Raw genomic sequence first — 19,953 nt, 5'->3', positions numbered from 1 at the left:
GTCGCCTCCAACGTATGATTTCACAAGTTACTCTCGCGAAAGCGAGGCTATCCGCACCATGCTCTGATCGGTCACCGAGAGTTGAGCAATCCTATTTATCAGATTGCGAAATAATCTCTCCAAAATTGAATCCCTTTAACTTATTCTGTTCCACAAGCCCCCTGAAATGCTCGGATACAAATACTGTTGCAGGGCTTTCTTTTAAGCGAAATATATCAATCCCCTCGATACAGCTCCTCAGAAGATATATTTTATTAAAAACCGTTGCCTGAGGGTAAATCTTGAATTTTGACGCGTCCAAATCGACAGCATTCTCTATCACCCGGGTTACATGAAATCCGAACATGTCTTTTATCGGGGCCTCGACCTGCAATATCTCCCCGCTGTCACGAAGTACCGGCGCCAATACATCAAGCGCCCTCTCACTAAACACGAGAAACGGAGATAGTATCGTATGAACGTCGCTGGTCTTTTTTCTGCGCGAAGTGCCCCACGTAAGCTTAACGGGGCCATAGTCTTGGCCCCCCCCCGCCCACAGAGAGCGGTTGCTCGTATAGCTACGCTCTTGTCATATGCGATTTCACTGTCATCATCGACTTGAACGAGAGGCTGAAATGCTTCATCCTGCCTCAAACCGTAAACGTCACTCACACATTGCCTCACATCCAAATCATAGCACCCAGATAAGTAGCGGCCTACGGTGCCTCACCCCAAGGATCATAGGAATAGCTTTCATCGATCGGCGAAAAATCAATACCTTTCAATGCGCATCGCTCCACTTCCGACTTAAACTCCTGACTACATACCAGCTCCATTGTTTCGGTACATCTAAAAAGATTGCTAGCACAGTCGTCGCGCGGAATGAAGGTTTTGATCCAACTATACATTGGAGTCCCTGGAAACAACTTATTCTCGGCGACCTCTTTTGTTTCCAGATCCCGGTCCTCGGAATAGTCCGACTTTTGTCGATCAAGCAGAGACTCATGATCTGCCGGCAAGAAAATTGAATACGCCTTATTACCCGCCGGCTTTCCACCCGCAACGATACCAATGGGGACCACCCTATATCTAACTCCCAATTTTTCACATGCGGCCAAAAACTCTTTTGACACGTAATTCGTTTGCGTTCCGTAGAAATCGAAATCAATCGAAATCGATGGATCTGATAGTGTGAAAATATATTCATGCTTTACATCGACGCCAAACGGATCAGCGACATACATCGGCCACTCCCATTCAGCACGGTTCAATTCTCCCGACAGGTATGGAGGGCAGCCTGGGTCTCCAGCGCGGTATTTAACAACAAAGAAACGTGCATTCATCAAAGTAACCTTCCCGTTATTGCATCAACCAAATATTTACCGGACTCCAATCCTTCTCTCGCCATATTTTGAATGCGCCCGACACCTAGCACAAGTTGCGTATCACTGAGACGGCCCGCCAGGAATTGTTGGTTAAGTTTCGTTAGCTCAGTTTCAATGGCCGCAGTGTATTGCCCGTGGTTCGACCAATGCCCTGGGAGCTCCAGCGTTTGGGCAAGCTTGGAGCTACCGGGCAGGAATATGCCATTAGACGCACCATCGCCATCGAATCCCATCCCGCGCAACCGGCTGAACATAGCCGCAAAGTCAGGGTGCTTCATGAGTTCTTCAGGAATCAGATGGTGGTTCGCCATACCATCATGCGGGCGAGCCCCCATATTTTCCCCGAGCTTTGTGGAACACCACCCCATCGGATCGACTCGGGTCAATGGGTTTGATGCGTACGCGTACAAATTGTCGCCGCCCACCAACCCAATCGGATCCTGATTGATGAACCGTCCCACGTCCGGATCATAGAACCGGAACGTGTTGTAGTGTAGCCCCGTACTTTCGTCGGCATACTGACCGGCATAGCGCAGCGGCTGATCTGTCCGCGCGGTGGCGAGCTGCCGCTTGCTCGGCTCGACTTTGCCCCACGCCGTGTATTGCCCCGCCCAGGCCAGCTCGCCAGCCTCGTCGGTAACCTCTTGCGGCGCCCCTGCCAGATCCGTGTGGAAGTGATAAATCCGCGACGCGCGCTTCGCCGTATCGATCGCGGCCGCGGCCAGGGCCTCCGCGATCACCGCATCGACGCGGGCAGCCGGTGAGTACGGATCATCGGGGCTGTACACATAGCTGCTCACGCCTGTCTCGCGCACTTCCTGCGCGAGGCGCAAGCCTTCCCATACGAACCGTTTCGTCTCGCTGCGCAGTTTCACGCCACGCACGTCGAAAGTGGTATCGGTCTTCGAAATACGTCGGCCCAGAGAATCGTACTGGAAGCGCGTTTCGACCGCACGACGCGCGTCCTCCGTGCGCACCATGATCAGCCGGTCCTGCCCATCGTATGTGAAGCGCTGCTGCTGGTTGGCTCCGCGAAGCTTCGTCGCCAGATTGCCGAACGGATCGTATTCGAAGCGGATGTCCTGCCACATCCGCAGACGATTGCCTTCGACGTATCCGCGACTCTTACCCTGTGCGCCGTCGAGCATATTGCCAGCGGCATCCCAGGCAAATTCCTCGAGCTCGCGATCCATGGTGTTCACACGACGTGTCAGCTGTCCGGCCGGATCGTAGCTGTACTGCGTGTTGCCACGCAGGCAGTCGCTGGTCTCGATCAGCTCGCCTGACGCGTCGTAGCCGTAGTTACGCCACAACTGCCCGCGTCCTCGACCGAGTGCGTCCGGTTGGAAGCCAGCGGACTGCCAGACTCTTCGGCCAAGCGGATCATAGGCAAAACGCTGAGTCAGCCTTCCCTGCGTTCTCGCGATCTCGCGATGCAAGTCGTCACGCTCGAAGTCGCTCACCACCTGATCACCGCAACGGATCTGATGAACGTGACCGGAGCCATAACGCAGCATCCTGAGCGTCTGATCGTTGGGCAGCGCAAGCGATATCACGTTGCCCAGTTCATCAAGGTCGTATTCAACGTCGCCATTCGCACCGTGCTCGGCGACAAGACGACCAACCTTGTCGTACTCGAAACGCACCACGTTCGCCGTGATGCCGAGTGCCGTACCGGCGGCCGTCGGTGTACGTTCGACCTTCACCAGTTGGTCATTCTTGTTACGCTCGTAACGGGTAACGTCGGTCGGCGTATGCTGGACCTTCAGGTTACCCATCCGGTCGCGTTCGAATCGAATCGTACGGATCGGCCGATCCGCCGTCGCATGACGGTCCGGCGAGCCCACGATGTCCACAGCAAGCAATTCTCCGCCTTCGCCATACTCGAATCGCCGCTGGACACCATCGGGCCTCATTTCGGTCAAAAGACGGCCGCCCGCGCTGTACGTGAACACGTAGCGTGCGTGGTCCTGCTGGAGTTCGCGCAGGCGCCCCGCTACGTCATAGTGATAGCGGGTCCGTCGTCCGGCAGGATCGATCGCTTCGACAAGTTGACCGCGGGCATTGCGCAGTGACTGCTGTATCCGTCCTCCGAGGCCGACATGCCGCACGACGAGCCCAGCCGCATCGTATTCGAAAGTTTCCGTGCTGCCATCGGGATACGTGATGCGACGTGGCTCGCCGGTCGGACGTACGTCATATGCGACGCGCTGCCCCAGGGCGTTCTCCCGCGCAAGCGGCAGTCCAAACGCGTCGAAACTGCTGCGCGTGGTTTTACCTGAGCAGTCGGTATAGGCAACCAATTCTCCGAGACGATTCCACTCGAGCCTCTTGCGTCCGCCACGCGCGTCGATATGTGCGATCGGCAACGCGGTCAATCCCTTCGGATACTCGTAGCGATTCTCGTGGCCAAGCGGATCCTTGGTCGACAGCAACCGGCCTTGTGGATCGTATTCCGCGCGCCAGGCGCCGCCGTCCGCCCCGACAACTTCCACGGGCCGCATGCTGTTGCCGTCGTAACGAGTGCGAGTCGTACGGCCAAGTGGATCCCTCTCAACGACAATCCTACCTGCGTCGTCGTACTCGAACTCGGCGGTGCGCTCACCCGGTAGCATCAGCATCACCGGCATGCCAGTGTCGTTGTACTTAATCCGGTAGAGTCCGCCGTCGAAGTCGGTGTACTCGACAATCTGGAACTGTGCGTCGAAGCGCCAGTGCGCAGTGCGGCCATCGGCGTACCGAACACGGGTTTGACGACCATCGATGTCGTATTCGAGCGTCGCCTCCTCGCCTTCGCTGGTGCGTGTCGCGACAACCCGCGGCTGCCCGTCGATCATCGACCACACGTAATACGACGTAAAACCCAGTGCGTTCGTGTGACTCGTCATCAGGCCATTGACGTAAGTAAATCGCCGTACGACCGCCCCGTTCGCGTCAGTCACCGACGCCAACTGCCCGTTTTCGTCGTATCCGTAAGCGACAGCCAATCGACGCTCTTCGCCATGCACAAGCGTGACCGAACCCAGCCGTTCATGCTGCGGCTCGTAATCGAGCACGGCACGCAAACCGCCGCACGTCAGAATCTCGGTGACGCGGCCGCGGCTATCACGTTCGAATTGGCACCATTGTCCCGCCTGATCCTCGATGCGGCGCACCCAGGCAATACGGCCGGAATCTGGATCGTATTGACCAAAGTCGTAATACGTCTCGCCGAGGTCGTGCAGGATGTAACGCCCGTCCGGGGTACAGGTTAGATACCGTTGCTCAGCTTCGCTGAAAGCCGCCTGCCCGGCCCGCAGCAAAGGAAATCCGCTCTCACGTCCTTGCGCGTCGGTGTACCAGAGACGTCCGTCCCGGGCATGTAAACGAAGCTCCCACGGCGCCACCCAGCCGCGCCCGAGTGTCCCCGCATAGTCGATGCTGCTGGAATAGAACCGCTTGATCGCGACCGGCATCGGGCTCGGGATCACGAAGTCGCTTTCCGATTCCGCCAACAGGATCTTTCTTCCGGTCGTGACATCTACCGGATTGCCGAACAACCCGCCGATCGCCTTGTTGATCGCGGGTCCGGCAACATAACGCCCAAAAGCCTCACCCAGTACGTACCCGCCGATGAACTTCGCAGCACACGGCAAGACCGCCCGCGACAGTCCGCCCGCCTGCTTCAACAACCCGCCCAACCCGCCAACCAGCCCCGCCAGCACGAACGCCCATTCCGTCGCAGTGCGCAACCACGGCGGTACTTCATCGTCGACCGGCAGATAGGTCTGCGTGCCGCCGTGAAAGAACGTATCGTGCGAACCGTCGGCGATCGTCGCGCCGCAGGTGATCTTGTCGTCCTTTCGCGCCGCGGGCCGCCCGTTGATGAAGATGTTCGTCGAGCCTTGCGCGACAAGCGGGATGGGATTGTGCTTGCTGCAAGCCACGCCGCTCAGCGTCGCATAGGCCGCCGACATGGAGTTGACGTACACGTCGGATGAACCGGTGATGATGTTGCCGGATTGCGAACTGAACATCTTGCCGATCGACTCCCCTATTGATAGGAGAGCCTGCGCTCCGATACCGGCCATCATCCCCGCCAGCAACGCCACGCCGAATCCGCATGTGAATGTGGCGAAGGCGACTGCGGCGATCAGGGCAATGCCCAACACGGCTCCGACCAGAAAGCCCGCAAGCGCGCTGGTGTGATCGATCGGATCAGTGACTCGTGCGGCTTCGTACACGATGGTTGTCCTTTGCTGTTGTTATGCCGACTCTTGTTCTGCCGGACGGTAGCCGTCGAGCCAGTTGCGCCACAATGCGTCGAGCGTTTCGCCGAAACTCTTCGCGCTCGATGCGGTAAAGATCAGCACGCGCCCCGGGGCAACAATGAATGCACCTTGCCGTTGAAAAACGGTCTTCGGACCGTTCCGATAGGCAGCGTCGATGCGCTCCCCGGGCAGTCCATCAATTTCAGGCCCAAGCCGTTCAGCCTGGCGCGAAAGCACCCGGTGTCCCTGCAACCGCGATTTGAGCAGCGCGATCTGACGATCGATATACGGCGCAAGGGCCTCTCCGTCCTTGAGCCAGTCGCGTGCGACACTGAGGTTCGGCTGTGCGGCCGTATCGGCCGGCACGAAGAGGTTGGTCGTCCGATCCTCGAAACCGTTCGGCAGCACGATGCTGCCTTCGTGAATCCGGATACGGTTTTCGGAATCCGTCATGCGAGTTCTCTCGTGATGTGTAGTTGTTGGAATGGGTCGAAATCAGCATCCACAGGCGCCGACATTCATTTTCACCGTGGCGCGACGGGGCTTTCCCGGCGCAAGCGCAAGCTGCCCGTGAGCAACACGATATGCGCGACGAGCCACGCATAAAATGCAACGCCGTAGCCGGATATCGGCGTCGCGTCCGCTTCGTTGAAGTACCACTTCGTCGTGAACAGTGAACAGAGCGCACACGCAAGCGCAGCGGCCGAAAACTGGCTCGCGCGGGTATACCGGTTCCGGGCGAGCTGGACGGCCGCAACCACGTAAAGCGGATTGGCGAGCCATGCTGGATTGAGCATGAACAGTCCCCACCAGCCCTGGGCGAGAACCGACAACCCGCTAAGCGACGCTTCTTTTTCGAAATACATCGCCGGCATCGTAAGCGAGAGGACGTACAGCCCCCCCGATACGCCGAGGACTATCTCTCGCCTGACACGCGGTGTCGAATCAAAAACGTTCGTCATTTCCCGCATCCATTGCACGACGCTTCAACAGTCGCGCGAGCGTTCAATCCGTCTGACCGGCCGGCGTCACAACCTTCTCGCCGCGGGCGCGCATTGCTGCCCGTTGCGCCTTCGGATCGAGCGGCGGCCACGGCGCGCCGGCCGTGACGATCTTGCGACGAATCTCTTCGATACGCGTACGCGCCGGGGAATCCGCGGTCGTATGGTTCTTCAACTCGTTCTGCAGCACCCACCCGTACGACACGCCGAGCTGGCTGGCAATCTTCGGATCCGCGCCGTGCGCGAGCAGATAATCGACGATGTCCCACTGCTGAATCATCGTCGCCTCGAAAAGTGCCGTCTTCCCGAGCGAATCGCGAGCGTTCACGTTCGCCTTGTGCTCGATCAGCAGCTTCAACTGGGGCAGCAGCCGGTTCTCCGACACTGCAAAAATCATCGGCGTGTCGCCGTTGTACAGCCAGTTCGGATCGAGCCCGCCATTGAGCAGCACGCGAAGCAGGTTCGGTGTGTCTGCCCGCAGCGCAATATCCGCAACCGAGCCGCCATTTGCACCGACAGGCGCCTTCGGATCAGCCCCATTCTTCAGGAGCACCGAAATGATCTGGTAGCGCGGGTTCGATGCATCGTTCTTGACCGGCACGATCTCCTGCACCGCATACGACAGCAGTGTCGTATTCTTCGCGCCCGGCGCATTCAGATCAGTCTTCGGCGCGAGCTGCTGAACGCGGCCGAGATCGCCGTCATGAATGGCCTGAGCCAACGTAAGTTGCTGCCCCGAAAAGAAATCTTCCGGTGCGTAACGCTTGAAGCCAGTCATGTTCGTCCCTTGAGCTTGAGTGGGCCACCAGAGCGGCGAGGACACTCCAACGAGTGCGGCAATCGCGCCGGCGGTTATCGCTTTCTTGTATCGCATCAGTGAGATGAATTCAGTTGGGAGGCCAGGTCGAGTTGATCCTTCGCGACCTGCTGGTTGATCCCGTTCGTCACGTCACCCATCAGGTGACGGCCGACCGTGGTCACGCTTTCACCGTCGAGCGTGACAGGGCTGCCAACCGCCTTCGGCATCAGCGCCGCCGTGCCGTCGCTGATCGGCCCGAGTCGGCCTTCCTGCAGGCCGGTCAGGATATCCCCGTCGACGCGATAGGCCGTGATATTGGCCGCCTGGGCGGTCCCGCCGTATTGCGCGACCGTCTCCGGATTGAGGCCGGCAGCATTGAAGGTCACCGCCGAACCGCCGCTGGCCTCGGCTGCAGCGGACGCCAGGCCGCCGCCGAGCGAATGCCCGGTGAAATCGACACCGGCCGACGCGCCGGTGGTCTCGATGTTCTTGCCGATCGTGACCGCATTGCGGTAATACGGCGCATCGGCGCCAAGACCTTGCGCCATGTTGTTGCTCATGTCTTCGCCGAAGAGCTGCTGGGTCCCCTTGAACGCCACCGTCGGCTTCATGCTGTCGCCAAAGACCTTCGGATCCGGGATATACATCTGCGACCCGAAGTTGCTACCGCTTTTCTCGAAGTCGCTCGGCTTGAGCCCGAAAGCCTTCAACGCTTCCGGATCGTTGGTCGCCATCTTCCACCCGGTCGGCGGCGGATCGTTCGGGTGATACACGTGATCCGCGAGTTTCGCCAATTGCTGCGCCTTCAGTGAACTCGCCAGCTTGGCTGCCGCCGCGCGCGTCGCCGGGTCGGGGCTCGCCAGCCCCTTCGCGATCGTCGCCTGTTCGGCGGCCCACTCGAGCGCGAGCGCCTGTTCCGCGGACTGCGCGCTGCCGCGATTCAGGTGGATGACCGGCCCGTCGAGATAGATGCCGTTCGCATTGATGACGATCGTGGACGGTCCGAAGGTCAGCTTGATGCTGTCCGGCGTCATCGTCACGACGCCGTCGCCGACACGGTGCTCGATGCCGTCGCTCGCCTGGTGGCTTTGCATGCCGGGGCCGGCCTTGCTCGCGATGGCCTTGGTATTGATCACGTTCGCCGTGGTGTCGCGAGTCAGCGCGATGGTTTCCTTCAATCCGCCCTGCGCGATCTGCTTCGTCTCACTGCCCTTGAGCAGCGACACCGTGCGCGCGCCGGCTTCGACCGTGTGCGTTTCCGAATCCTTGATGACCGTGTTCATATCCTTCTGCGCATGCAGAAAGACTTCTTGCGCACCGTTCACGTCGGAGAACCGCAGTTCGTTCGAGCCGGCCCCCTTGTGCGTCTGACTCTTGATCCCCATCGTCTGCCCGGCAGCCCCGTGATAAGGATTGCCCTGCTCGCCGTTGTAGACGCGGCCCACAATGACCGGATTGTCCGGGTCTCCCTGGTTAAACGCGACCAGGACCTCCTGTTTGATCCGTGGAATGGCGGCTGCCCCCCAACCGTCACCCGCCCACGGTTGGGATACGCGGATCCACATCGAATCCGAGCCGTCCAGCTTGCCGCGGCGATCCCACAGGAAGTGCACCTTGACCGCACTGCCGTTCGTATGAATTTCCTCGCCCTTCGGGCCGACCACAATTGCCGACTGGGTGCCGTGGATGACGGGCTTCGGGGTATTTCTGGGCGAACGGTACGGAAACTTCTTCGGGAGCAGAGAAAATGTATTGCGGTACGGCAGTTTTGCGTTGTGTTCCGTATAGTCGTTCACGGCCTCGTGGCGAACGTGCAGAATGGCGTATTCCTGATTGTTGGCCATGACTGGATGGTTCGTCACCGTCACGCTGCCTGCGGTCGTCATCCGCCACGCATAGCCGCTGCCCGTATACCGATGCGCGCTCGCTTCTTCTGCCTGCATCGCAATGCGCGCGTAACGGTCGCCATCATCACCGTGGTCGAACAACGACTGGTGCTCGAAACGCTCCGTTGTCTCGAGCCCTGCATGTCGGAGATTCTCCGGCTCTGCCTGCGCCAGCATCAGCGGCGACGATGGGTTCTGGTGATTGAAGTCGCGAAAAGCGATCTTGCCGACACCGAAACGTCGGCCTTCATGCAACTGGTCGATGCCGTTGTCTTCACTCGCCGCGCTGGCGGCATATGGCAGGTTGGCCAGCCCGTCGATCGGGCGGAAAACGAAATTCGTATCGCCGATGACAAGGAAGTGCTTTTCCTTCTCGTAGCGGTGCGTCCAGATCAGGCCTTCCTGCTCCATCAGACGCGCACAGAAGTTGTAGTACGACTCTTGATACATCACGATGTATTCGAGCGGCTTCTGTGCGGTCCGGATATCGAACTCGAAGTCGGTGAACCCGTGATCCTGGAAAATCTCGGTGAGGATGTCCTGAGCGGTCTTGTTCTGAAAAATCCGGCAGTCGGTCGAGCGCGTCAAAAACCAGAACCACGGCGCCACCGTCATTTGATATTGCGTCACCTTGCCCGGATTGCCGGCCCGATCGAACGACGTGACGTAGCCGTCGAAGTAGCGGATGCCGTCGGCCCCCCCTGACGAGACGATACGCTCCAGCGTGGACTGCCGCGCGCTCTCATCGAATCGGATTTTGATCGGTTGACCGATCAGCTGATCGGGTACCAGGTCATGCTGGTGTGACAGCAAATCCAGGTGGATCTCCGGCAACCGATTGACGTGCTCATCGATGACCGCGGTACTGACCAGCAACACGTCCGAACCAAGCGGCGAGTCGATGGTCACGTATCGATTTAGCTGAGTCAGCCGAGCAACGCCGCCGACCGCATTGTTGAGCGCGTCCGCAATCGCGGCCGGCGTTTTGTTCATGAGCGAGAAGCCGGTCTGCGCAAGCTGGACGGCGCGTTGCACGGTGTCGATATGACCTGCGACACCGGCGAGGGGGCCGATCTGGCCTGCCACCGTGGACGCAACCGGCCCGGCAAGGCCGCCGAGCGCGCTCAGCGAGCCCAACAGATTCCCGCCGGAACCGGCCGGAATACCGCCATTCGGGGCGAAACTCATTTGAATTCCCTTTATTTTCGTCTCAGGTTCTGTCCCCAACTGGCTCGCCAGCGTGAGGCCCCGCTACTGTAGGACAAAACGTTTGCCAGCGAAAGATACCTGAAATTTCGTTGCAATTTCCTTGCTGATACCCTTGTCCGTCCGCTTATCTAATATGCGGCTGGGTAGCGGTGGAGGGTTCACCGCGTCGCAGTACCGCAACGGCCTCTCCCGCGTGACCAACGCGATCTGTACGAAGCAGGGAATTGGCACGTACGGGGTAAAAGGTCGATCCATCACGCGACCCAACTCGTCGAGACTGAATTGAACGAAACGCTGCTCGTTGATCACGAGCCGGATTTCCGATTCCTGTACGAACGCTGAAGCGGGCTTGCCCGGCATCCAGTGCCGTGACCTGGGACGCTTCTTGCAGCCATTCGGCAAGCGAGTTCTTTTTTACTCTAGCGGCAAGGAGAACTCGATGAAAAAGCGATTTACCGACCAACAGGTCATTCGAATTTTGCGCGAGGCAGAGCGCCCGGACGAACACGCGAAGGATCTGTGCAGGCGCCACAACATCTCGGAACGGATGTTCTATCGTCGGCGCGACAAATTCGGCGGCATGGATATGGCGGATGTCCGCCGGCTCAAGGAACTGGAATCGGAGAATGAGCGGCTCAAGCGTTGGATCCCGGAGCGTCACGAGCCGCCATCGATTACCCAAATCCGGTTACACCACGGTCACATGGACGACCGATCGATGGCTGATGCAGCGAGAGCGCGAATGTAAGTGCTTGACTTGACTGGCCCGCCCTACACGATTCGAACGTGTGACCTACGGCTTAGAAGGCCGTTGCTCTATCCAACTGAGCTAAGGGCGGTCGGGGAGAAAAGACACGGCCTGCCACGGACCGCATTCCGCGCCGGGCTTTCGAGCAGCAGCAACACCGCCAAACTCAAAGCCCCGAAACAAAACGGGCCCGGTACGAAACCGAGCCCGAAATTATACCCGATCATCGCGCCACATCACGCGAAGCGAGCCATCACCGCGTCAAACCGGCTGCGGATGCAGCATGAACCAGCCGAGACAGAACACGCCGGCGATCACGCAATACACGCCGAACGACGCGAGCCGGCCGCGCCCTTCGAAATAGCGCATCAGGAATCGCACGCTCAGGTACGCGGCGATCGCCGTCAGCACGCCGCCGAGCAGCGCGTCGGCGAGCTGGTCGCGCGCATGGAACAGCTTCGGCAGCTCGAGCACGCCCGCCGCGAAGATGATCGGCGTGCCGAGCAGGAACGAGAATTCCGCCGCCTTCTCGGCCGTCAACCCGGCCGCATTGCCGGCGATCATCGTCAGCCCGCTGCGCGAGAAACCCGGAATCAGCGCGCCGATCTGCGCGAGACCCACGAAGAACGCCTGCTTGAACGTCATCTTCTCGGGCGCCTGGTGCGCGTGGCTGCGCTGGATGCGATCGCCGAGCCACAGCAGCACGCCGTTCACGATCAGCGCGATCGCCACGATCCGCAGGTCATGAAACACGCGTTCGATACGCTTCTCGAGCAGCAGCCCGACGATGCCGGTCGGGATCGTCCCGATGATGAGCGCCCACATCAGGTGGCCGTCGTCGTTCTTGCGGCCGCCGAGCTGCGCGAAGAAGCCGCCGATCAGCGCGATCCAGCGCGCGCGGAAGTACCACAGCAGCGCGAGCGCGGTGCCGAGGTGCAGCGCCACGAGGAACGGCAGCAGTTGCGGCGCGTGCTTGTCGATATGCATGCCGAACAGCGCCGGCACGAGCAACGTATGGCCGAGGCTGCTGACGGGGAAGAGTTCGGTGACGCCCTGCAGGACGCTCAGGAATACCAGAAACCAGAGGCTCACGCGTCGGTCCTTTTAGTCGAGATTAAGCGGGGAGAAAGACGGACGACGCGATGCGCGTCCGAAAAACGCGCCCCGATTATGCCGAGCCAGGATTACCGCGCCAAGGCATTTGGCAGGTTATTGCGGCAATGCACACAAACGCTTGCAATTTGTAAGGGACCAGAAAGCAAAAAGCCCGCCATTTGCATGGCGGGCCTGTCGACTTCGGCAGGAATTGCCGTCAGCGGCCGAGCTGATAGAAAAATAATACCGTGCTGCCAGTGAACATGCCGAACAGTGCGATACCCATTGCCATTGCCAGATCCATGGCCCCCTCCACGAAGTGTCATGACCCGGCAACATCACCGGTTTAGAGGCATTATCCCGACCGTTGACAATGTTAAAAACTCGCAATTTCCCGAGAAGGGTTTTCCCCGAGCAGCCGCGGCCCGATAATGGAACGCGCGTTGCTCCGTCCACCCGCCCAACCCGATTCGCCATGCCGATCTTCCAGCAACACGATATCCACGAACTTCACGCCGGCCCGTCGCTCGTCCGGGTCGCTCCGCAATTCGGCGGCCGCCTGCTGTCCTGGCACGTCGACGGCGAACCAGTCATCTTCTGGCCGGAAACGGCCGACTGGAGCAACCTCGCACGCGTGCGCGGCGGCAATCCGCTGCTGTTTCCGTTCCTCGGCCGCCACCGCGTCGACGGGGAACTCGGCCGCTGGCGCGACGCCGCCGGCGTGGTCCGCGATCTGCCGATGCACGGCTTCGCGCGCGACCTGCCGTTCGACGCGCATCCGTCCGCCGACGGTGCCGCGCTGTCGATGACGCTCGACGCGAACGACGCCCTGCGCGCAAGCTACCCGTTCGACTTCCGGTTCGAGACGACCTACCGGCTGGCCGACGCGCATACGCTCGACGTCGCGCTGACGACGACCAACCGCGGCGACACGCCGCTGCCCTACTACGCCGGTCATCATTTCTATTTCGCGCTGCCGCATGGCGAACGCGCGGAAACCACCCTCGAACTGCCGCCGACCCGCAGCTGCCAGCAGCGTCCGGACGGCTCGATCAGCCCGCTCGAACCCGGCGAAGCCCGCTACCGCCTCGACAATCCGGACATCCTCGACCGCTTCCACTGCCTCGACGGCGAACCGTCCGCGCCGGTGCGCATCGTGATGCCGGGCCGCGGCCGCACGATCGAGATCGCGCTCGACGCGCCGGGCTCGATCCCCTGGTACGCAGTCACGACCTGGACCGAAAAGCCGGATTCCGACTTCTACTGCGTGGAGCCGTGGCTCGGCCTGCCCGATGCGATCCACAACGGCCTCGGGCTGCGCATGCTTGCGCCGGGCGCGACCGAAACGGCCGCGCTGCGCATTCGCGTGCGGCCGCTCGCCGGCTGATCGGCGCGCCGAACGGGCGCGCAAGGGCCCCGGCAGCGGCACGAAACTGCGGTGCTCGGGTCGAACCCGTTAAAATCGGACGTTTTGTGTTGCCTGCCGCGTCACGCGCGGCGGGGTTTTGCGAGGTTCAATGTTCGGAACAACAACGAAGCGACTCTTCGCGGCCGCCTGCGCGGCCCTGCTCGTCGCGTGCGGCTCCGCGCCCGTCGGCCCCGGGTTCTATCGCGTCGAGCGTGGCGACACGCTCTACAAGATCGCGCGCGACAACCGCACGTCGGTACAGAACATCGTGCGCTGGAACCAGATGGCGAACCCCGATGCGATCGAAGTCGGTCAAGTGCTGCGCGTCGCGCCGCCGCCCGGCACGGCCACCGCATCGACGCCGTCGACCACCGGCACCGGCAGCGCGGGACGCGCCCGCCCGGCCCCTTCCGCGCCGGTCGAATCGGCCGTGAAACCGGCCACGAGCATCGCGCTGGTCTGGCCGGCGGCCGGCAACGTGGTGCGCACGTTCGACGGCTCGAAATCGAAGGGGATCGACATCGCGAACGCGCCGGGCACGCCGGTGGTCGCGGCCGCGCCGGGTGTCGTGGTCTATGCCGGCAACGGGCTGCGCGGCTACGGCAACCTGATCATCCTGAAGCACAACGCCGACTACCTGACCGCCTACGCGCACAACCGCGCGCTGCTGGTGAAGGAAGGCCAGTCGGTCACGCAGGGGCAGTCGATCGCGGAGATGGGCAACAGCGACAGCGATCGCGTCGCGCTGCATTTCGAGCTGCGCTACGGCGGCCGGTCGATCGACCCGTCTCGTTACCTGCCGGCCCGCTGAGCGACCAACGGACGACACGCGATGCCGGCGCGCATCGCGTGCCGTCGCGGCGAAAAACGGGAATGGTCGAGTCAGCGCTTGCGCAGACGTCCGGTGAAACGGCCGGACAACGGATCGACGTGACTGGCAAACGCCACCAGCGCACCGATTCCGATCAGGCTGAACCCCGCAGCTATCAGAAGCAAATCCATGGTCACATCACTGTTTTGTCGTGATCTTATGCGTCATTCCGGAATCGTGCACCGAGCGTCGGCCGTTGGACGAGCCCGAGCATTCCCTATCAGCAGACCCCATTGTGGATTCGTCTGCGTGAAAACCTGATGTAAGCCGTGCGCCCGACGCCACGATCGACACCCAGGAGACAATCGATGCTGCCCGCCGCCGACCGCTACGACGACCTGCTCTCCCGCTTCCGGTGGAACATTCCGGCGCGCTACAACATCGGCGTGGACGTCTGCGACAAATGGGCCGACGGCAGCGGACGCCTCGCGCTGATCTACGAAACGGCGCAAGGCGACGTGTTTCGGATGACGTTCGACGATCTGAAGAATGCCTCTAACCGTTTCGCGAACAGCCTCGTGCGTGCGGGCCTGCAACGCGGCGACCGGATCGGCATCTTTCTCGCGCAGGGTCCCGAAACGGCTGTCGCGCATCTCGCGGCGTACAAGCTCGGCGCGATCGCGGTGCCGCTCTTCACGCTGTTCGGCGTCGATGCACTCGAATACCGGCTCGCGAACAGCGGGGCCGCCGCGCTCGTCACCGACGCGGCCGGCTACGCGAAAATCGCGCCGCAGCGCGCGCAGCTGCCCACGCTGCGTACCGTCTACTGCGTCGGCGACGATGCGCCCGACGCGCCGGGCGTGCTGCGTTACGACGCGGCGCTCGCCGCCGAAACGCCGGAGTTCGTGCCGGCCGATACGGCTGCCGACGATCCGGCGGTGATCATCTACACGTCCGGCACGACGGGCAAACCGAAAGGCGCGCTGCACGCCCATCGCGTGCTGCTCGGCCACCTGCCCGGTGTCGAGATGTCGCAGCAATGCTTCCCGCGCGATGCACGCCTGTTCTGGACGCCGGCCGACTGGGCATGGATCGGCGGCCTGCTCGACGTGCTGCTGCCGTCGTGGCATCACGGCGTGCCGGTGCTCGCGCGCCGCTTCGAGAAGTTCGACGGCGACGCGGCGTTTGCGTTGATGGCGCGGCACGGCGTCACGCACGCATTCCTGCCGCCCACCGCGCTGAAGCTGATGCGCACCGTAGCGGCTCCGCGCGAACGCCATGCGCTGTCGCTGAAATCGGTCGCGAGCGGCGGCGAATCGCTCGGCACCGAACTGACGGCCTGGGGGCGCGACGCGCTCGGCGTGACGATCAACGAGTTCTACGGGCAAACCGAGTGCAACATGGTGCTGTCGTCCTGCGCGGCGCTGTTCGACGCGCGGCCCGGCGCCATCGGCAAGGCGGTACCCGGTCATGCGGTCGCGATCGTCGACGCGGACGGCACGCCGCTGCCGCCGGGCGTCGAAGGTCGCATCGCGGTACGCCGCCCCGACCCGGTGATGTTCCTCGAATACTGGCGCAACCCGGATGCGACGCGCGACAAGTTCGCGGGCGACTACCTGCTGACCGGCGATACGGGCACGCTCGACGCCGACGGTTTCGTGCGCTTCGTCGGCCGCGACGACGACGTCATCACGAGCGCCGGCTACCGGATCGGCCCGGGGCCGATCGAGGACTGCCTGCTCACGCATCCGGCGGTGCGAATGGCGGCCGTCGTCGGCGTGCCCGACGCGACGCGCACCGAGATCGTCAAGGCGTTCGTCGTGCTGAACCCCGGCCACGTCGGTGACGACACGCTTGTCCTCGCGCTGCAGGCCCACGTGCGCACGCGGCTCGCCGCACACGAATACCCGCGCGCGATCGCGTTCGTCGACAGCCTGCCGATGACCGCGACCGGCAAGATCGTGCGCCGCGCGTTGCGCGACGCGTAGGCCGCTCACCACCGGCTCGGCCCGTGCGGCCGGATGGTTTATAGTGGCGCCACGCAGTTTTTCCAAGAAAACGATGTCCTCAGATCAGCCATCCGCCGCGGGCGCGTCGCACAGCCCGCTCTACGCCAAACTCCTCGGCGAAACCGCGAAGATCGACTGGTGCGATCTCGAACGCTTCTTCGCGCAGGGCAAGCTGCTGTCCGTCGCGCGCGACCTCGATCTCGTCAGCGTCGCGGAAGCCGTCGCCAGCGACGATGCCGAACAGGTCACGCGCTGGCTGTCGGCCGGTCTCGTCGCGCGCATGCCCGCCGAGACCGCCGCCGACTACGCGGCGCGCAACCCGGAGCTGTGGGCGGTCGTCGTCTCGCCGTGGGTCTGCGTGCAGGAACGCGCCTGACGCGTCCGCCATGTCCGAATCCGCGTTAGCGCACGGAGCCGGCGCCGGTTCGGCCACCGTCACGCATCGGCGCGTCCTCGCGCTCGCCTTCCCGATCGTCCTGGCGAACCTGACCCAGCCGATCCTCGGCGCCGTCGACACGGCCGTCGCCGGCCACCTCGACGGCGCGCAGTATCTCGGCGGCGTCGCACTCGGCGGGCTGTTCTTCAATTTCGTGTTCTGGGGTTTCGGCTTCCTGCGGATGGGGACGACCGGCCTCGTCGCACAGGCGCACGGCGCCGGGGACACCGCCGGTATTCGCCTGAACCTGCTGCGCGCGCTGATCGTCGCGTTCGCGCTCGGTAGCGCCGTGCTCGCGCTGCAGGTGCCGCTGCTGTCGTTCGCACTGTCCGCGCTCGGCGGCAGCGACGCCGTCCGCGCGACGGCGCTCGCGTACAGTCATGCGCGGATCTGGAGCGCGCCATTCGCGCTCGCGAACTACGTCGTGCTCGGCTATCTGCTCGGCGTACAGCGTGTGCGGCTGGCGCTGGTCGCGCAGGTGTTCATCAACGCGGTGAACATCGGTGCCGTCCTGCTCTATGTGTACGGCTTCGGTTGGGGCATCGCCGGCATCGGCGCCGCGACCGCCACCGCGGACGCTTGCGGCTTCGCGCTCGGTGCGTGGATGCTGTGGCGGTTGCGCCCGCGCGGCCTTGCGCCGATCGCGGTACGCGCACTTGCCGAGCGCGCCGCGCTCAAGCGCCTGGTTGCGCTCAATCGCGACATCTTCCTGCGTACGCTGTGCCTGCTCGGCGCGTTCGGCTGGTTCGCGCACCTGGGCGCAAGACAAGGCGACGCGACGCTCGCGGCAAACGCGCTGCTGCTGAATTTCCAGACCTTCATGGCTTATGGCCTCGACGGCTTCGCGCATGCGGCCGAGGCGCTCGTCGGTGCGGCCGCCGGGGCGCGCGACCGCCGCGCCTTTCGGCAGGCCGTGCGCGTCACGCTGCTCTGGTCGGCGCTCGGCGCGCTGCTGTTCGCGCTCGCCTACTGGGCGGCGGGCGGCTGGATCGTCGCGCGCCTGACCGACCAGGTCGAGATCCGCGCCGTCGCGCTGCGCTATCTGCCGTGGGCTGCGATCTCGCCGATCGTGTCGGTCTGGGGCTTCCTGCTCGATGGCGTCTTCATCGGCGCGACGCAAACGCGATCGCTGATGCGCGCGATGGTCGTGTCGCTCTCGATCTTCATTGTTGCCACGTTCGCGGCCGTCGGCACGTTCGGCAATCACGGTCTGTGGTTCGCGCTGCTGCTGTTCATGGCCGCGCGCGGCGCGACGCTCGCGCGTTACCTGCCCGGGCTGCTGCGGCGCATCGGCGCCGACGCGCACGCCGCGTCCGCCGCCCGCGCGTAACGGCGAGCCCTGTCGTTACTGCGTCGGTTTCGGCGGCGGCGCGTCGAGCATCGACGGCGGCGTCATGTCGGTCGGCACGCCGTGATAGTCGGCCGGGTCTTCCGGCGGGTGGCCGCGACGGGCCTGGCGAGGATCGCTGGTGCAGGCGGCAAGCAGGGATGCGGCCAGCACGGCCAGCATGAAACGGGTCATCGGGTGTGGCTCCGGAAAACGGTGCGCCCATCGCGCGCCGAGACCGCGCCGAGTCTAGCGGAAATCCGGTTTCAGGGTCGTGCCGCGCATGTCCTACTATGTACGCATGGCGCTGTGCCGTGGAAAGGAGGCTGCCATGTCGTCTGAAGAAATTGCGGGCCTGATCGGCCTGTTCATTGGCCTGATGGTGCTGGTCGCGCTGTCGTACTTCGAGTCGCGCGAATACAAGCGCAGCCATGGCGGCGAAGGGATGATCCACCATTGGATGGCGGAACATCACCTGCTCGACTGGCGGCGCAAGCACTGAGCGAGCCGCCCCGCAGTCCGGCCCGTATCGACGATCCGGGCCGTCCTGAAACGTGCCATCCCGTGGCACGCCGGCAATCGCATACCGCGGAAATTATCAGGGCCGAATGCACGAACGCCGTCGCCTGACCAATGGCGCGCGACGGCGTTCGCTTGCGTGCATCCGGATGCGGGCGCGCCACGGTTCGGACGGTTCAGCCCAGGAAGTGGCGGGCGTAGCGCGAGTTGATGTCGGACAGGCGGAACAGCGTCAGGAAATCCGCGCAGTTGAAGTCGGGATCCCAGGCCGGTGCGCCGCAAATCTTCGCGCCGAGACGCAGGTAGCCCTTGATCAGCGGCGGCGGTGCGACCACGGTGCCCGTCTGCAGTTCGTCGACCGGCAGCGCCGTGTGCGGGAACGCGCGGTACTCGGGCGCCGTCAGCGAGCCTGCCGACAGCGACTGGTACAGGTTCGCCGCATAGTGGCCGCCATCGGCCATCGACACGCTCGCGCAGCCGAGCATCGTCTCGTAGCCGTTCTGCATCATGTACGCGCCGAGACCGCCCCACAGCGCCATGATGACGGCGCCGCTGCGGTAGTCGCTGTGCACGCACGAGCGGCCGACCTCGACCATCTTGCCGCGCAGGTGCGTGAGACGCGACAGGTCGAATTCGCCCTCGGCATACAGGCGGCCGACCCGCGCCGCCTGGTGCGGCGGTAGCACGCGGTACGTGCCGACGACTTTCAGCGTGTCGAGATCGCGCACCAGCAGGTGGTCGCAGTACGCATCGAACGGATCGACGTCGAGACCGGAGGGACCGCTGACCTGCGCGCCCATTTCTTCGGCGAACACGCTGTAGCGCAGGCGCTGGGCTTCGCGCAATTCGTCTTCCGTACGCGCCCATGCGGCGCGCAGGCGATACTCCGATGTGACGGTTTCACTGGCGCGCGGCAGGTGGCGCCGCGACGTGTCGAGGGGCAGCGAGGCAAAAGGGAGCGTAGGCGTCGGCAGTTCTCGCATTAGGCTTTCCTGGTCGTAAGGAATAAGGCGACATGCCCGCCAATGTAGTAACCGGCCGTGACCGTTATGTGGCACGACCGTGTCCTTTCAATGACGTGTCGCCGAATT

The 19,953-nt window shown here is 62.8% G+C and carries 16 protein-coding genes, 1 tRNA gene and 1 pseudogene; 7 read left to right on the top strand and 11 right to left on the bottom strand.

Features of this window, described 5'->3' with window-relative positions:
* Positions 1 to 91: 91 nt before the first annotated feature.
* From AC1VVG_RS06820 to AC1VVG_RS06790, 7 genes are all read right to left on the bottom strand, one after another.
* The gene (locus tag AC1VVG_RS06820; RefSeq protein WP_482835887.1) at positions 92 to 451 is read right to left on the bottom strand and encodes an imm11 family protein; all 360 of its coding nucleotides are present in this window, start codon (positions 449 to 451) and stop codon (positions 92 to 94) included.
* A 244-nt stretch (positions 452 to 695) separates the two neighbouring features.
* Positions 696 to 1,322 (bottom strand): hypothetical protein, encoded by a 627-nt coding sequence (locus tag AC1VVG_RS06815; protein WP_124609340.1) that lies wholly within the window; start codon positions 1,320 to 1,322, stop codon positions 696 to 698.
* Entirely contained in the window at positions 1,322 to 5,587 is a 4,266-nt protein-coding gene (locus AC1VVG_RS06810) for an RHS repeat-associated core domain-containing protein (RefSeq protein ID WP_226251735.1), read from the bottom strand. The genes AC1VVG_RS06815 and AC1VVG_RS06810 overlap by 1 nt, the downstream gene beginning before the upstream one ends.
* 21 nt (positions 5,588 to 5,608) lie before the next feature.
* The gene (locus AC1VVG_RS06805) at positions 5,609 to 6,067 is read right to left on the bottom strand and encodes a DUF1795 domain-containing protein (protein WP_069705438.1); all 459 of its coding nucleotides are present in this window, start codon (positions 6,065 to 6,067) and stop codon (positions 5,609 to 5,611) included.
* Between the two features lie 71 nt (positions 6,068 to 6,138).
* Entirely contained in the window at positions 6,139 to 6,576 is a 438-nt protein-coding gene (locus tag AC1VVG_RS06800) for a hypothetical protein (protein ID WP_473376461.1), read from the bottom strand.
* Between the two features lie 43 nt (positions 6,577 to 6,619).
* Positions 6,620 to 7,489, bottom strand: a complete 870-nt coding sequence (locus AC1VVG_RS06795; protein ID WP_034186682.1) for an ankyrin repeat domain-containing protein — start codon at positions 7,487 to 7,489, stop codon at positions 6,620 to 6,622.
* Positions 7,489 to 10,488: a type VI secretion system Vgr family protein gene (locus AC1VVG_RS06790; protein WP_034186681.1), complete on the bottom strand. Its 3,000-nt coding sequence runs from the start codon at positions 10,486 to 10,488 to the stop codon at positions 7,489 to 7,491. The genes AC1VVG_RS06795 and AC1VVG_RS06790 overlap by 1 nt, the downstream gene beginning before the upstream one ends.
* A 460-nt stretch (positions 10,489 to 10,948) precedes the next feature.
* Here AC1VVG_RS06790 and AC1VVG_RS06785 point away from each other — a divergent pair.
* Positions 10,949 to 11,167 (top strand): annotated as a pseudogene (locus tag AC1VVG_RS06785) (transposase); the annotation flags it as partial.
* A 104-nt stretch (positions 11,168 to 11,271) separates the two neighbouring features.
* Here AC1VVG_RS06785 and AC1VVG_RS06780 read toward each other — a convergent pair.
* Together AC1VVG_RS06780 and AC1VVG_RS06775 are read right to left on the bottom strand one after the other, a co-directional pair.
* Positions 11,272 to 11,348: transfer RNA gene (locus AC1VVG_RS06780), tRNA-Arg, on the bottom strand.
* A gap of 170 nt (positions 11,349 to 11,518) precedes the next feature.
* Positions 11,519 to 12,349 (bottom strand): undecaprenyl-diphosphate phosphatase, encoded by an 831-nt coding sequence (locus tag AC1VVG_RS06775; protein ID WP_482835403.1) that lies wholly within the window; start codon positions 12,347 to 12,349, stop codon positions 11,519 to 11,521.
* Between the two features lie 478 nt (positions 12,350 to 12,827).
* Between AC1VVG_RS06775 and AC1VVG_RS06770 the strand changes: the two genes are divergently transcribed.
* From AC1VVG_RS06770 to AC1VVG_RS06750, 5 genes are all read left to right on the top strand, one after another.
* Positions 12,828 to 13,739 carry an aldose epimerase family protein gene (locus AC1VVG_RS06770; RefSeq protein ID WP_482835402.1) on the top strand — a complete coding sequence of 304 codons (912 nt, stop codon included), beginning with the start codon at positions 12,828 to 12,830 and terminating at the stop codon, positions 13,737 to 13,739.
* 130 nt (positions 13,740 to 13,869) lie between these two features.
* Positions 13,870 to 14,571, top strand: a complete 702-nt coding sequence (locus AC1VVG_RS06765) for a peptidoglycan DD-metalloendopeptidase family protein (RefSeq protein ID WP_034186679.1) — start codon at positions 13,870 to 13,872, stop codon at positions 14,569 to 14,571.
* A 368-nt stretch (positions 14,572 to 14,939) separates the two neighbouring features.
* Positions 14,940 to 16,559: an acyl-CoA synthetase gene (locus tag AC1VVG_RS06760; RefSeq protein WP_482835401.1), complete on the top strand. Its 1,620-nt coding sequence runs from the start codon at positions 14,940 to 14,942 to the stop codon at positions 16,557 to 16,559.
* Between the two features lie 73 nt (positions 16,560 to 16,632).
* The gene (locus tag AC1VVG_RS06755) at positions 16,633 to 16,956 is read left to right on the top strand and encodes a DUF2288 domain-containing protein (protein ID WP_034186677.1); all 324 of its coding nucleotides are present in this window, start codon (positions 16,633 to 16,635) and stop codon (positions 16,954 to 16,956) included.
* 10 nt (positions 16,957 to 16,966) lie between these two features.
* Positions 16,967 to 18,346, top strand: a complete 1,380-nt coding sequence (locus tag AC1VVG_RS06750) for an MATE family efflux transporter (RefSeq protein WP_482835400.1) — start codon at positions 16,967 to 16,969, stop codon at positions 18,344 to 18,346.
* Positions 18,347 to 18,361: 15 nt separating this feature from the next.
* On the opposite strand, the gene AC1VVG_RS06745 is transcribed toward AC1VVG_RS06750, so the two are convergent.
* Complete coding sequence (locus AC1VVG_RS06745; RefSeq protein WP_167361866.1) at positions 18,362 to 18,538, bottom strand: hypothetical protein; 177 nt, start codon at positions 18,536 to 18,538, stop codon at positions 18,362 to 18,364.
* Between the two features lie 136 nt (positions 18,539 to 18,674).
* Here AC1VVG_RS06745 and AC1VVG_RS06740 point away from each other — a divergent pair, with 136 nt between their 5' ends.
* Positions 18,675 to 18,845, top strand: a complete 171-nt coding sequence (locus tag AC1VVG_RS06740; protein WP_162840567.1) for a hypothetical protein — start codon at positions 18,675 to 18,677, stop codon at positions 18,843 to 18,845.
* A gap of 193 nt (positions 18,846 to 19,038) precedes the next feature.
* Here the strand turns inward: AC1VVG_RS06740 and AC1VVG_RS06735 are convergent, their stop codons facing one another.
* On the bottom strand, positions 19,039 to 19,845 hold the full coding sequence (locus tag AC1VVG_RS06735; protein ID WP_034186675.1) for a GNAT family N-acetyltransferase: 807 nt from the start codon (positions 19,843 to 19,845) through the stop codon (positions 19,039 to 19,041).
* Positions 19,846 to 19,953 lie beyond the last annotated feature (108 nt).

Source organism: Burkholderia sp. L-4 (assembly GCF_056856535.1).
This window is presented reverse-complemented; position numbering and strand designations above follow the sequence as displayed.